This window comes from Streptosporangium sp. NPDC049644 (genome assembly GCF_040675205.1).
GTDB classification, from domain to species: Bacteria; Actinomycetota; Actinomycetes; order Streptosporangiales; family Streptosporangiaceae; genus Streptosporangium; species Streptosporangium fukuiense.
In genome coordinates this window covers 1-13,015 of sequence record NZ_JBFAOJ010000071.1, presented here as the reverse complement: position 1 = coordinate 13,015, position 13,015 = coordinate 1, and the positions used below count along the sequence as shown (strand labels likewise).

The window sequence follows — 13,015 nt, the reverse complement described above, 5'->3', positions numbered from 1 at the left end:
GCCCCTCGAAGAAGTATCCTCAGCCCCCGTGAAGAACTTCCTCGGCCAGATCAACACCCCGTCCAGGGTCGTCGTGGTGGCGTTCCTGGCCGTGGTCATCACCGGTACCGGGCTGCTGTCGCTGCCGGTGGCGGTCGAGGAGGGTCAGCACGCCTCGTGGACGTCGGCCCTGTTCACCGCCACCTCCGCGGTCTGCGTGACCGGGTTGGCCACGCACGACACCGCGGCGCACTGGTCGCTCTTCGGCGAGATCGTGCTCATGGTGCTGATGCAGATCGGCGGCTTCGGGATCATGACGCTCTCCTCGATCCTGGCCGTGCTCGTCTCCGGCAAGCTCGGCCTGCGTGCCCGGCTCAACACCCAGGCGGAGACCAAGACCCTCGGGCCCGGCGACGTGCGACGGGTGATCGTGGGAGTCGCCAAGGTCACAGTGATCGCCGAGGTGCTGACCGCCACCGCGCTCGCCGCCCGCTTCGTGACCGGGTACGGGGAGCCGGTCGGCCGCGCCATCTATTACGGGATTTTTCATGCGATCTCGTCATTCACCAATGCCGGGTTCGCCCTCTGGTCGGACAGCGTCATGGGGTTCGTCACCGACCCGTGGATCTGCCTCCCGCTCGCCCTGGCGGTGATCGCCGGAGGCCTCGGTTTCCCGGTCTACGCCGTCCTGAGGGAGAACTGGCGTCGCCCGTCGCGCTGGACGCTGCACGCCAAGATCACGCTGTGGATGACCGCGGTGCTGCTGCTCGGCGGGACGCTGGCCATCACCGTCATCGAATGGAACAACCCCGGCACGATGGGCGGTCTCTCCCCGGGCCTGCGGATCATGGCCGGGTTCTTCCACAGCACGATGACCCGCAGCGGCGGCCTGAACTCCATCGACACCTCCCAGATGAGCGAGAACTCCTGGCTGGTCAGCGACGTGCTGATGTTCATCGGCGCGGGCAGCGCGAGCACCGGGGGCGGCATCAAGGTGACGACGTTCGCACTCCTGGGCTTCGTGATCCTCGCCGAGCTGCGCGGCGAGCCCGACGTCTCGGCGGGCCGCCGCCGCGTCCCCGAGCAGCTCCAGCGCCAGGCCCTGACGATCGCGCTGCTGAGTGTGGCGTCGGTCGCGGTGGGAACGTTCGCGTTGATGATGGCGACCCCCTTCAAGCTCGACCGCGTACTGTTCGAGGTGATCTCCGCCTTCGGCACGGTCGGGCTGTCGACGGGGATCACCGCCGACGTCGGCACCGCGGGGCACCTGATCCTGACCGTCCTGATGTTCGTCGGGCGGCTCGGCCCGGTGACCCTGGGCGCGGCGCTGGCGCTGCACGTCCAGACCCGTCGGTTCCGCTATCCGGAGGAGCGTCCCCTCGTTGGTTGACAAGAAGAACCGCAGCGACGCGGTCGTGGTCATCGGTCTCGGGCGGTTCGGCGGCGCGCTGGCGGCGGAGCTGGTGAGCCGCGACGTCGAGGTGCTCGGCGTGGACAACGACCCCAAGAACGTCCAGTACTTCTCCGGCAGGCTGACCCACGTGGTGTGCGCGGACTCCACGGACCCGGACGCCCTCCGGCAGCTCGGTGTCGAGGAGTTCGGCCGGGCCGTGGTCGGCATCGGCACCGACATCGAGGCGAGCATCCTGACCACCTCGATCCTGACCGACCTGGGGGTGGCGGACATCTGGGCCAAGTCGATCAGTCTGCAGCACAGCCGGATCCTGCAGCGGGTCGGCGCGCACCGCGTGGTGCAGCCGGAACACGACATGGGCGAGCGGGTCGCGCACCTGGTCATGGGGCGGATGCTGGACTATCTGGAGGTCGACGAGGGCTACGCCCTGATCAAGACCATGGCGCCCGGGTGGGCGGACGGCAAGAGCCTGGCCCGGCTGGGCATCCGCAGCGAGTACGGGGTCACCGTGGTCGGCATCAAGAAGCCCGGCGGCGGGTTCACCTACGCCACCTCCGAGACGGTGGTGCAGAGCGGCGACATCCTGCTCGTGGCGGGCGACACCGACAAGACCGAGCGGTTCGCCGAGGAGACCTGAGCGCCGAGAACCCCCGATCCGGCGCGTTCAGGCGGTGACGGCGGCGTCGGGGTGACCGGCCCGCCGGCGGTTCAGCGGGCCTCGTCCGCCTCGCCGCGCTCCCTGATGAGGGCGGCGAGCTCGCTGACCTGGCGCGTCGTGCGCTTCTTCTCCGATCCCTGCAGGCCCATGGCGCCGACCGTGATCCCGTCGGCGAAGTCGATCTTCGCCCAGGGCTCATGGTCGGTCAGGGTGACCCCGAGCACCTCGGCCCACTCGTAACGACGCACCCTCAGCGGGTTGACGACGGTGATCCCCCGCTCGTCGGCCTCCACCCGGCACCGCCCCAGCAGGTGGAGGGCCCCGGCGATGAGAAGGCCCAGCACGAGCATCCCGATCCTGTCGGCCAGCGTGAACGGCGCCGGCAGGAAGATCGCCATCAGGATGGCGCCGAGCGTGATCACACCCGCGAAGCCGTAGGCCACGATCCGCCCGCTCTTGGGCCGCCAGACGACGGGCAACGGGGGCGGGGAGACGCTCTCCGGGCTCACTCTCAGATCACGATCCTTCGGGAAACCACCGATCAAAACGGCTGTGACGGCTGGTCACGGTGCCGATGGCAACCTATCGCACGTCCCCGCCGCACCGATCACACGGCGCGGCGGGGTGCGTCCGGGTGCTCTAGGAGCGGAGTTCGCGCAGCAGCAGCGCCGTCTCCAGCGCCGCGACGGTGGCCTCGTAGCCCTTGTCCTCGTGACTGCCCGGCACCCCCGACCTGTCCACGGCCTGGTCGAGGGACTCGCAGGTCAGCACTCCGTTTCCGACCGGGACCTGCTCGTCGAGGGAGATCCGGGTCAGGCCCGCGGTGACGGAGTCGCAGACGTAGTCGAAGTGGGCGGTCTCACCGCGGATCACGGCTCCGAGGGCGACGACCGCGTCGCAGCGCTTGGCCAGGGCCTGCACCACGACCGGGATCTCCAGTGATCCGGCCACCCGGACCACGCTCACCTCCGCGCCGCTGTCCTCTCCGGCCCGCACGGCCCGCGCCACGAGCTGATCGGTGATCTCCCCGTGCCATCGGGCGGCCACGATGCCGACGGTCAGCCCCCGCGCGTCCACGGCCGACGCCACCGGCCGTCCTGTCCCACTCATCCGATCAACTCGCTCCGCTCGCGGTTCGCGTTCGCGAACACCCCGTCCATACCGGCTCCTTCGCCACGCTCGCTCATTGGCGCTCCTGGGGGATGTCGTGGCCAAGGCGGTCGCGCTTGACCGACAGGTACTTCTCGTTGTACGGGTTCATCGCCACCGGCATGGGCTCACGGCCGATCACCTTGATGCCGTAGCCGTCCATGCCGCGCAGCTTGGCCGGGTTGTTGGTCAGCAGCCGGATCGACTTCACCCCCAGGTCCGCGAGGATCTGCCCGGCGTTGGAGAACTCCCGCGCGTCCACCGGCAGTCCGAGCTCCAGGTTGGCGTCGACCGTGTCGCTGCCGGCGTCCTGGAGACTGTACGCCCGCAGCTTGGCCAGCAGCCCGATGCCGCGCCCCTCGTGCCCGCGCAGGTAGACGATCACGCCTCGGCCCTCGGCGGCGATCCGGGACATCGCGTGCTCCAGCTGCACCCCGCAGTCGCACCGCAGCGACCCGAGCACGTCGCCGGTCAGGCACTCGGAGTGCGCCCGGACCATGACGTTCTCGCCGTCCTCGATGTCGCCGAAGACCAGGGCCAGGTGCTCACCGCCGTCCACCGAGCTCGCGAAGCCGTAGGCCCGCCACACGCCGAACCTGTTCGGCAGCAGGGTCTCGGCGACCCTGGTCACCATCCGCTCGGTCCTGCGCCGGAACTCCACCAGCTGCTCGATCGAGACGAGCGCCAGGTCGTGCTCGTCGCAGAAGCGGCGCAGCTCCGGCAGCCGCATCATGGTCCCGTCGTCGTTGACGACCTCGGCGAGCACGCCGGACTCGCTCAGCCCGGCGAGCCTGGCCAGGTCCACGGCCGCCTCGGTGTGACCGCGCCTGACCAGGACACCGCCCTCCCGGTAGCGGAGCGGGAAGACGTGACCCGGCCGTACCAGCTCGGACGGGTCGGTCGCGGAGTCGGCCAGCAGACGGATCGTGCGGGCCCGGTCGGCGGCGGAGATCCCGGTGCTCACCCCGTCCCTGGCGTCCACGCTGATCGTGTAGGCGGTGCGCAGACGCTCCCTGTTGTCGTGCACCATCAGCGGCAGGCCGAGCCGGTCGAGGTCCTCACCGCGCATCGGCACGCAGACCACGCCGCTGCTGTGCCGGATGGTGAAGGCCAGCAGTTCCGGCGTGGCCTTGGCCGCAGCGAAGATGATGTCGCCCTCGTTCTCCCGGTTCTCGTCGTCGACGACCACGACCGCCTTGCCCTCGCGGGTGTCGGCGATCGCGCGTTCGATCGGGTCCAGCTTGATCACACGGCCTCCTCGGGGACGAGCACGGTCCGCGACCTGTGCTCCTTGAGCCAGTTGACGAATTCGACCGGGACCGGCACGGGTGCCTCGAATCCCGCTTCCGCTCGGTTCACCGTTCGTCCCCCCGGCCGGCCCGGCCGTCCGTGCTCGGGGGGGCGTACGCGCCGACGAGCTTCTCGACGTGCTTGGCGATCACGTCGACCTCGAGGTTCACCGGGTCTCCGGGCTGCTTGGCACCGAGGGTGGTCAGGCGCAGGGTGGTGGGGATGAGGCTGACGGTGAAGCCGCCGGAGCCGACGCTCACCACGGTCAGGCTGATGCCGTCGACCGTGATCGACCCCTTCTCGACCACGTAGCGGTCGAGGTCGGGCGGGAGGGAGACGCGGACGACCTCCCAGTGCTCGCCGGGCTCCCGCGACAGCAGGACGCCCGTCCCGTCCACGTGACCCTGCACGATGTGGCCGCCCAGTCGCTGGTCGGCGCGGACCGCGCGCTCCAGGTTGACCGGGGAGCCGGGCCTCAGCGCGCCGAGGGAGCTGCGGTCGAGGGTCTCCTTCATCACGTCGGCGGTGAAGACCTCACCGGCCACGTCCACCACGGTCAGGCAGACGCCGTTGACGGCGATCGAGTCGCCGTGCCCGGCGTCCGAGGTGACCGTCCTGCCCCGGATGGACAGCCGGGCCGCGTCGCCCAGCTGCTCGATCCCGGCGATCTCCCCCAGCTCTTCGACGATTCCGGTGAACATTCACAGCTCCTTGCGGGGGACCGCGCGAAGGCGGGCGGCCGAGGTGTCGTGGGACCGGAGACGGAACGTCGCCGACGGGCGGGAAGCCGCGTGGGGGCCGTCGGGGCCCGCGCTCGGAGAGCGGGACAGGCCGGTGTGCCCGGTCAGGAAATGGTGGGGGCCGGCGGCGCCATGCCCGTGGGGGGCGTGCCCGGCCACTGGGCGCGTCCGCGTCCGATCAGTCACCCGAGGTCTCCTACTCGCCAGTAGCTGTCTGCCACGGCGGGCCCCGGGGAATTCGACGGGTGCGTACACCCGATCAGCGGAGGGCGCCAAAGGGCACTCTCCGCTCGCGCGCTTCCTCCCATCCGGACTCTAACCGTCGGTCCTGGAGTTTCACCAGGTCAACCGGTCGATGGATTCGACCGGGTCGCGGACTGTAACCGCCGGCTCGGAATTTCACCGACCCCGGAGCACGCTGCTCTGCCTTGCCTCGGGAAGCGCGCCACAGGCGGCCCGCTTCCCGTACACCAGTGTGCCATGTCCGGCAAACCGCACCGCACACCCCTCCAGCATATGGACCAAGCGAGCGCTTGGTCAAGTTATGCCGCGTGCTCGGCGATCACCTTCCGGGCCCTCCGCGCGTCCGGGGAGTAGCGCACCGGGGCGGGCACCAGACCGATGCCGGTGTGCAGCGCCCGCAGGGAGACCGTCGCCCACAGGTCCCCCAGCGGGGTCGCGGGCAGCCCGTAGAGCCTGCGGGCCCAGCGCGGCAGGGTCGCGAAGGCGAGCAGGGTGACCATGGGGAACACCGGCTTCAGCGGGGTCAGGCGCGCCGGGAGCGGCGCGTTGAGCGACTGCCTGAGCGGGTGGGGCACCTCGGGCGCGAAGTAGAGACCCGGACGGCAGGCCCGGATGTAGTCGTCCATCTCGCCGACCGAGCCGGGCACGTCCTCGGGGCGCAGGCCGACGACCTCGGCCGCGCGGCGCCACTCCGAGACGAACCTGTCGGCCTCCTCACCGCTCAGGCGCACTCCGGCCCGCCGGGCGACCGACAGGTAGGAGTCGACCTCGCCGACATGGACCCAGAGCAGCGCGGCGGGGTCGTCGAGGCGGAACCGCTCGCCGGTGTCGGGGTCGAGGGCGGTGAGGCTCGCGTGGATCTTCCTGACCCTGGCCCCCGCGCGGGCGACCTCCTCGGTCGTGCCGTAGGTGCGCACCCGGACGAACTCGGTGGTGCGCGCGAAGCGGGACCAGGCCTCCGCGGGATCCATGAGCGCCGAGTTCTGCGCGACCCCGCGCATCGCCCGGGGGTGCAGACCCTGCATGAGCAGCGCCCTGAAGCCTCCGACGAGCAGGATCGGCTCGCCCATCACCTTCCAGGTCACCGAATCCGGCCCGAACAACCCGTGATCCATACGCCGCCTCCCTCGTAAGTGGTTAATTACGTTACCTGAGGGGGTCTGGGGACACATGTCCCGGGCCTGTGACACAAGCGGAACGGGATCCAGACGAGGGTGTCACGACCAGGTCATCAAAGTGTCACAGATCCGTGAAAAGCAGCTTTTAAGTGCCTCGATTCTTTCACTCCACCCCCCCACCGCGTCAACGGAATTGAAGCTACAAACAGGTGGAAATTACACAACAATAAAATGAGCAAGGACCAGACCATTGATTTGACCTTGACTGTTTTGCGATGGTTCCAGGGATCAGGCTCAACCATGCTCGTTGGGAGCGCCCGCACGATGACCATCCCTGCACCAGCCGCGTCCACCACCGTGGAACCTCCCGCGGTGAAGACACCGGAGACGGTGGGCCGTTCCCCCGGCCAGTTGATGTGGCTGCGCTTCCGCCGCGACCCCACCGGCATCGCCTCGGCCGGCGTGGTGATCTTCTTCTTCCTTGTCGCGATCCTCGCGCCGGTCATCTCCTGGCTCTACGGCAAGGACCCCTACACCCTCTACGGCCAGGACACCCCGGGACTGCTGAACGACTTCGGCTACCCGGTGCTGCCCAACGGCGGCATGAGCTCGGACTTCTGGTTCGGCGTCGAGCCGAACCTGGGCCGGGACGTGTTCATGCAGCTCGTCTACGGGATCAGGACCTCGCTGTTGATCGCGATGGTCGCGACGATCCTCATCTCGGTGATCGGCATCGTCATGGGCATCGTCGCCGGGTACGCCGGAGGTAGGACCGACTACTTCATCGGCCGGCTGATCGACCTCGTCCTGTCGTTCCCCTCGACCCTGTTCATCATCGCGTTCATGCCGGTGGTGGAGAACCTCTTCGTCGACCCCTCCGAGGAGACCCCGGTCTGGCTGCGGGCGGTGACGCTCATCACCCTGCTGACGGCCTTCGGCTGGGCCGGCATCGCCCGGCTGCTGCGCGGCCAGGTGCTCTCCATGCGCGAGCGGGAGTTCGTCGAGGCCGCCAAGGTGACCGGCGCCTCCCCCGCCCGGATCATCTTCAAGGAGCTGCTGCCCAACCTGTGGACGCCGATCCTGATCCAGTCGACCTTGCTGCTGCCCGCGATGGTGACCGCCGAGGCGGCCCTGTCCTTCCTGGGCGTCGGGATGATCGAGCCCATCCCCGACTGGGGCCGGATGTTCCTGCGGGGTACCCAGGTCTACCAGAACGACATCACCTTCCTGATCTTCCCCGGCGCGGCTTTGCTGATCTTCGTCATCGCGTTCAACCTGCTCGGTGACTCGGTCCGCGACGCCTTCGATCCCAAGCTCAAGCGTTAGATCCGATAGGAGAGAGATGAAAGTCCGTACGCGGTCAGCGATGGCCGTACTCGCCATAGGCGCGCTCGCACTCACCAGCGCGTGCGCCGAGGGCAACCAGGGCGCCCCCGCCGCTCCCAGCGGCTCGGCCGGCGCGTCCGCCCCCGCCGTGGAGGCCTACAAGGCGCCGACCATCACGGTCGGCACCGCGGAGGACTCCAAGGGTCCCGCCATCGAGCCGGAGGGCGTCGTCAAGGGCGGCACCGTCACGATGATCGACCGGGACGACTTCTCCCACATGGACCCGGGCCAGCTCTACGTCAACACCGAGACGAACTTCTCTCTCCTGATCGCGCGTACCCTGACCGGCTACAAGCGCACGGCCAAGAGCGAGTACAAGCTGGTCGGCGACCTGGCCACCGACACCGGCACCCCCTCTGACGGCGGCAAGACCTGGACCTTCACCCTCAAGGACGGGGTGAAGTGGGAGGACGGCACGCCCATCACGTCCGAGGACGTGAAGTGGAGCATGGAGCGGACGTTCGCCTCCTTCATCACCCAGGGCCCGACCTACATCCAGCAGTGGCTGACCGACGTCGACCACAAGAAGGCCTACCAGGGCCCGTACGACGGCAAGCGCCTGGACGCCATCGAGACGCCGGACGAGAAGACGATCGTCTACAAGTTCAAGACGCCGCACGCCGACGCCAACTACGCCTTCGCCATGGGCGGCTACGGCATCGTGCCCAAGGCCAAGGACACCAAGGAGAAGTACGACAAGGCCCCCGTCTCCAGCGGCCCGTACATCATCAAGAACCACGTGGTCGACAAGTCCATCGACCTTGAGCGCAACCCGAACTGGGACCCGGCCACCGACCCGATCCGCGGCGCCTACCCCGACAAGTGGCGCCTGGAGTTCGGCCAGGAGGCCCTGCAGATCACCGACCGCCTGATGGCGGACGCGGGCCCGGACCAGACCGCCTTCACCTTCTACGCGACGGTTCCCCCGGAGCGGCTGCAGCAGGTGCTCGGCGACCCCGCGCTGGCGCCCCGCCTGATGAAGAGCCCCTCGCCGTACGGGAACTACTACTACTTCAACCTTGACCGGATGAAGGACCAGAAGATCCGCCAGGCCATCAACTACGCGTGGCCCTCCAAGCAGATCCAGCAGACCATGGGCGGCCCGGCCGCCGCGGCGCTGCCGACCACCATCCTCAACGAGAACACCACGGTCGGCTACCAGCCCTACGACCTGTTCAACAAGACGACCAAGCCCGAGGGTGACATCGAGAAGGCCAAGCAGCTGCTGGCCGAGTCGAGCAACCCGACGCCGACCATCGTCTACGCCTACAACCAGACGCCGGTCCAGGAGCAGGTCACCGTCGTGATCAAGAGCGCCCTGGAGAAGGCCGGCATCAAGGTCGTCGCCAAGCCGCTGGACCGCAAGACCTACTACGACTCCATCGGCCTGACGAAGAACGAGTTCGACCTGTACTGGGGCGGCTGGGGCGCCGACTGGCCGTCCGGCTCGACGGTCATGCCCGTCATCTTCGGCCCGATCGCCGACGGTGCGCCGAACTACTCGCACCTGAAGGACGAGGCCATCACCAAGAAGATGGACGAGATCACCGCCATGACCGACATCGACGCGCAGAACGCCGCGTGGATGGCGCTGGACAAGGAGATCCAGGAGACGATCACCCCGCTGGTCGTCGCCGAGAACCGGATCGCCAACACCCTGCACGGCTCCAAGATCGGCGGCGCGGAGATCGACCCGCAGTCGTGGGTCGTCCAGCCGAACAGAATCTTCGTGAAGCAGTAACGCCCACGAAGCCTTAGGAGACACCGGCGGCCGTGGCCTCGCGGTAGGACGACACTCCCCCGCGAGGCCGCGGCCAAGGGGCCGTCAGGCCCCCGCAGCGGTCCCAGCCACCTCGGGAAACAGGCAATGCTTCCATTCATCACTCGCCGCACGCTCGGCGCCGCGGTCACGCTTCTGATCATCGCCGCGGTCACCTTCTTCCTCTTCTTCGCCGTGCCCGCCGACCCGGCGAGGCTCGCCTGCGGCAAGGTGTGCCCGCCCGACCTCCTTGAGCAGGCGCGGCACAATCTGGGACTGGACCAGCCTCTGTTCGCCCAGTTCGTAGCCTGGCTGGCCGGCATCTTCGTGGGCCGCGACTACGAGAACCTGGACTACTGCCCGGCCCCCTGCCTCGGCTACTCGTTCGTCAACCGCGAGCCGGTGTTCGAGACGATCCTGGACCGGATGCCGGTCACCGTCTCCCTCACCATCGGCGCGGCGGTCGTCTTCCTCATCTTCGGCATGGCGACCGGCATCATCGCGGCCCTGCGCCAGGGCAAGCCACTGGACAAGATCGCCAGCGTGGCGTCCCTGATCGGCGCCTCCGTGCAGATCTACTTCATCGGCACGCTCGCGCTCTACGTCTTCGTCTACAAGGGCCAGATCCTCGAACGGCCCCAGTACCTGCCGTTCACCGAGAATCCCATCGCCTGGGCGAGCGGGCTGGCGCTGCCCTGGGTGGTGCTGGCGATCATCTTCACCGCCAACTACACCCGTATGACGCGCTCGACGATGGTGGAACAGCTCAGCGAGGACTACGTCCGCACCGCGCGGGCCAAGGGCATGTCCGGCCGGACCGTGGTGATGAGGTTCGCCCTGCGCGGCACCCTGACGCCCATCATCACGATCTTCGGCGTGGACCTCGGCACGCTGATCGGTGGCGCGATCATCACCGAGACCACCTTCGGGCTGCAGGGACTCGGACGGCTCTCCATCCAGGCCGTCACGGACTCCGACCTGCCCCTGCTGATGGGAACGGTGCTCGTGGCGGCCGGGGCGATCGTCTTCTTCAACATCGTCGTCGACGTCCTGTACGCCTTCATCGACCCCCGCGTGCGGCTGGGTTAGGAGTCCTGAAGAAAGTGTCAACGTTCCTCTCGGTCCGCGACCTGACCGTCGACTTCCACACCGAGGACGGCGTCGTCCACGCGGTGGACGGGCTCTCCTTCGACGTGGAGAAGGGCACCACGCTGGGCATCGTCGGCGAGTCCGGGTCGGGCAAGTCGGTGACCAACCTGACCGTGCTCGGCCTGCACAACCCGGAGACCACCACGATCAGCGGGGAGATCCGGCTGGACGACGAGGAGCTGATCGGCGCCTCCAGGTCCACCATGGAGAGGCTGCGCGGCAACAAGGTCGCGATGATCTTCCAGGACCCGCTGACCTCGCTCTCCCCGTACCACACCATCGGCAAGCAGATCTCCGAGGTCTACCGCAAGCACACCGGCGCGAGCCGCGCCGAGGCCAGGGCACGTGCCGTCGAGATGCTGACCCGGGTCGGCATCCCGCAGCCGAAGACCAGGGTGGACGACTATCCCCACCAGTTCTCCGGCGGCATGCGGCAGCGCGCGATGATCGCGATGGCGCTGGTCTGCGACCCCGACCTGCTGATCGCCGACGAGCCCACCACCGCGCTGGACGTGACGGTGCAGGCCCAGATCCTGGACCTGCTCAAGGACCTCCAGGACCAGATGGGCACCTCGATCATCCTGATCACCCACGATCTCGGCGTGGTCGCCAACACCGCGCACGAGGTGCTGGTGATGTACGCCGGGCGCGCGGTGGAGCGCGGGACCGTCAAGGAGGTCCTCCGCGAGCCCCGCCACCCCTACACCTGGGGCCTGCTGGCCTCCATGCCCCGGTTGAGCGCATCGGTGGACATTCCGCTCCGGCCGGTACGCGGCACCCCGCCGAGCCTGATCAACGTCCCGTCCGGCTGCCCATTCCACCCGCGGTGCGACTTCATGGAGGTGGCGGGGCCCGAGCTGTGCCGCTCCGAGCGGCCCGAGCTGTCTCCGCACCGCGGCCACGGCGACGCGTGCTACCTGACCCTGGCCCAGAAGCGGGAGATCCACAAGTGAGCGAGACGACCTCCGAGCCGCTGCTGGAGCTGTCCGGTCTGAAGAAGCACTTCCCGGTGATGGGCGGCCTCGTCTTCAAACGGCAGGTCGGCCGGGTCCACGCGGTGGACGGCATCGATCTGACCGTGCACGCCGGTGAGACGCTCGGCCTGGTCGGCGAGTCCGGCTGTGGCAAGTCCACCGCCGGGCGGCTGGCGGCCCGGCTGCTGGAGCCGACCGCGGGCGGCATCCGCTACGCCGGACGCGAGATCGGCCACGCCAGTCGCAGGGAGCTGAAGCCGATCCGGGCCGAGATCCAGATGATCTTCCAGGACCCGTACTCGTCGCTCAACCCCCGGCACACCGTGGGCACCATCATCGGCGGCCCGATGGAGATCAACGGGATCAACCCGCCGGGCGGCACGACCAAGCGGGTCCAGGAGCTCCTGGAGATCGTCGGTCTCAACCCCGAGCACTACAACCGCTTCCCGCACGAGTTCTCCGGCGGCCAGCGGCAGCGGATCGGGGTGGCCCGCGCGCTCTCCCTCAACCCCAAGCTGATCATCGCGGACGAGCCGGTCTCGGCCCTCGACGTCTCCATCCAGGCGCAGGTGGTCAACCTGCTCCAGCAGCTCCAGCGGGACATGGGGATCGCGTTCCTGTTCATCGCGCACGACCTGGCGATCGTCAGGCACTTCTCCCAGCGGGTCGCGGTCATGTACCTCGGCAAGATCGTCGAGGTCGCCGACCGCGCCTCCCTGTACGAGCGCCCCCGCCACCCCTACACCCACGCGCTGCTGTCGGCCGTGCCCGAGGTGCAGGAGGACGACGAGCCGCGCGAGCGCATCCGCCTGGCGGGGGACGTGCCCTCCCCCATCAACCCGCCGTCCGGCTGCCGCTTCCGCACCCGCTGCTGGAAGGCCCAGGACAAGTGCGCCACCGAGGAGCCCCCGCTGCTCAGGCTGGAGGGCAACAGGGAGGGGCACCTGACCGCCTGCCACTTCCCCGAGGAACCGACCGTGCACGGCCAGGACGTGGTGCTGGACCCGGCGCTGCAGACCTGACGCCGGTCGTCGCCGGTCCTCGCGACCGGTGATCCCCGGTGAGAGAACGGCGGATACGCCTTCTTGGTGGCATGGCTGCCCCAGCGGGCGGTGATGTTCTCCGTGATGCCGATGTACAGCAGCCGGTCGTCTTC

General features: G+C 68.7%; 12 protein-coding genes and 1 riboswitch. Of the genes, 7 read left to right on the top strand and 5 right to left on the bottom strand.

Annotated features, from left to right (window positions below):
- The first annotated feature begins 28 nt into the window (after nucleotides 1-28).
- Nucleotides 29-1,369 (top strand): potassium transporter TrkG, encoded by a 1,341-nt coding sequence (locus AB0J58_RS31210; protein WP_364222473.1) that lies wholly within the window; start codon nucleotides 29-31, stop codon nucleotides 1,367-1,369.
- Complete coding sequence (locus tag AB0J58_RS31205; protein WP_364222470.1) at nucleotides 1,362-2,030, top strand: TrkA family potassium uptake protein; 669 nt, start codon at nucleotides 1,362-1,364, stop codon at nucleotides 2,028-2,030. The genes AB0J58_RS31210 and AB0J58_RS31205 overlap by 8 nt, the downstream gene beginning before the upstream one ends.
- A 71-nt stretch (nucleotides 2,031-2,101) precedes the next feature.
- Here AB0J58_RS31205 and AB0J58_RS31200 read toward each other — a convergent pair whose 3' ends face one another.
- The 5 genes from AB0J58_RS31200 to AB0J58_RS31180 form a co-directional block, all read right to left on the bottom strand.
- The gene (locus AB0J58_RS31200; RefSeq protein WP_364222467.1) at nucleotides 2,102-2,560 is read right to left on the bottom strand and encodes a PH domain-containing protein; all 459 of its coding nucleotides are present in this window, start codon (nucleotides 2,558-2,560) and stop codon (nucleotides 2,102-2,104) included.
- A 130-nt stretch (nucleotides 2,561-2,690) separates the two neighbouring features.
- A complete protein-coding gene (gene ribH, locus AB0J58_RS31195) occupies nucleotides 2,691-3,161 on the bottom strand; it encodes a 6,7-dimethyl-8-ribityllumazine synthase (RefSeq protein WP_343979516.1) in 471 nt (156 codons plus the stop codon).
- A gap of 73 nt (nucleotides 3,162-3,234) precedes the next feature.
- The gene (locus AB0J58_RS31190; protein ID WP_343979519.1) at nucleotides 3,235-4,449 is read right to left on the bottom strand and encodes a bifunctional 3,4-dihydroxy-2-butanone-4-phosphate synthase/GTP cyclohydrolase II; all 1,215 of its coding nucleotides are present in this window, start codon (nucleotides 4,447-4,449) and stop codon (nucleotides 3,235-3,237) included.
- Between the two features lie 106 nt (nucleotides 4,450-4,555).
- On the bottom strand, nucleotides 4,556-5,191 hold the full coding sequence (locus AB0J58_RS31185; RefSeq protein WP_364222465.1) for a riboflavin synthase: 636 nt from the start codon (nucleotides 5,189-5,191) through the stop codon (nucleotides 4,556-4,558).
- Nucleotides 5,192-5,520: 329 nt separating this feature from the next.
- A riboswitch (FMN riboswitch) is annotated at nucleotides 5,521-5,651 on the bottom strand.
- A gap of 121 nt (nucleotides 5,652-5,772) precedes the next feature.
- The gene (locus AB0J58_RS31180) at nucleotides 5,773-6,588 is read right to left on the bottom strand and encodes an oxygenase MpaB family protein (RefSeq protein ID WP_364222462.1); all 816 of its coding nucleotides are present in this window, start codon (nucleotides 6,586-6,588) and stop codon (nucleotides 5,773-5,775) included.
- Nucleotides 6,589-6,915: 327 nt separating this feature from the next.
- Here AB0J58_RS31180 and AB0J58_RS31175 point away from each other — a divergent pair, with 327 nt between their 5' ends.
- The 5 genes from AB0J58_RS31175 (at nucleotide 6,916) to AB0J58_RS31155 (ending at nucleotide 12,881) form a co-directional block, all read left to right on the top strand.
- Nucleotides 6,916-7,917, top strand: coding sequence for an ABC transporter permease (locus AB0J58_RS31175; protein WP_364222459.1), 1,002 nt, complete (start codon nucleotides 6,916-6,918; stop codon nucleotides 7,915-7,917).
- Nucleotides 7,918-7,933: 16 nt separating this feature from the next.
- The gene (locus AB0J58_RS31170; RefSeq protein WP_364222456.1) at nucleotides 7,934-9,718 is read left to right on the top strand and encodes an ABC transporter substrate-binding protein; all 1,785 of its coding nucleotides are present in this window, start codon (nucleotides 7,934-7,936) and stop codon (nucleotides 9,716-9,718) included.
- A 126-nt stretch (nucleotides 9,719-9,844) separates the two neighbouring features.
- The gene (locus AB0J58_RS31165; protein WP_364222453.1) at nucleotides 9,845-10,825 is read left to right on the top strand and encodes an ABC transporter permease; all 981 of its coding nucleotides are present in this window, start codon (nucleotides 9,845-9,847) and stop codon (nucleotides 10,823-10,825) included.
- Between the two features lie 14 nt (nucleotides 10,826-10,839).
- Nucleotides 10,840-11,838 (top strand): ABC transporter ATP-binding protein, encoded by a 999-nt coding sequence (locus AB0J58_RS31160; RefSeq protein WP_364222450.1) that lies wholly within the window; start codon nucleotides 10,840-10,842, stop codon nucleotides 11,836-11,838.
- Nucleotides 11,839-11,897: 59 nt separating this feature from the next.
- Nucleotides 11,898-12,881: an oligopeptide/dipeptide ABC transporter ATP-binding protein gene (locus tag AB0J58_RS31155; RefSeq protein WP_364222528.1), complete on the top strand. Its 984-nt coding sequence runs from the start codon at nucleotides 11,898-11,900 to the stop codon at nucleotides 12,879-12,881.
- The last annotated feature ends 134 nt before the right edge of the window (nucleotides 12,882-13,015 follow it).

Bases quoted from the DNA above. Each gene is read 5' to 3' on its own strand.
- AB0J58_RS31180 (WP_364222462.1), bottom strand. From the start codon at position 6,588: ATGGATCACGGGTTGTTCGGGCCGGATTCGGTGACCTGGAAGGTGATG.
- AB0J58_RS31185 (WP_364222465.1), bottom strand. From the start codon at position 5,191: ATGTTCACCGGAATCGTCGAAGAGCTGGGGGAGATCGCCGGGATCGAG.
- AB0J58_RS31165 (WP_364222453.1), top strand. From the start codon at position 9,845: ATGCTTCCATTCATCACTCGCCGCACGCTCGGCGCCGCGGTCACGCTT.
- AB0J58_RS31155 (WP_364222528.1), top strand. From the start codon at position 11,898: ATGGGCGGCCTCGTCTTCAAACGGCAGGTCGGCCGGGTCCACGCGGTG.
- ribH (WP_343979516.1), bottom strand. From the start codon at position 3,161: ATGAGTGGGACAGGACGGCCGGTGGCGTCGGCCGTGGACGCGCGGGGG.
- AB0J58_RS31170 (WP_364222456.1), top strand. From the start codon at position 7,934: ATGAAAGTCCGTACGCGGTCAGCGATGGCCGTACTCGCCATAGGCGCG.
- AB0J58_RS31175 (WP_364222459.1), top strand. From the start codon at position 6,916: ATGACCATCCCTGCACCAGCCGCGTCCACCACCGTGGAACCTCCCGCG.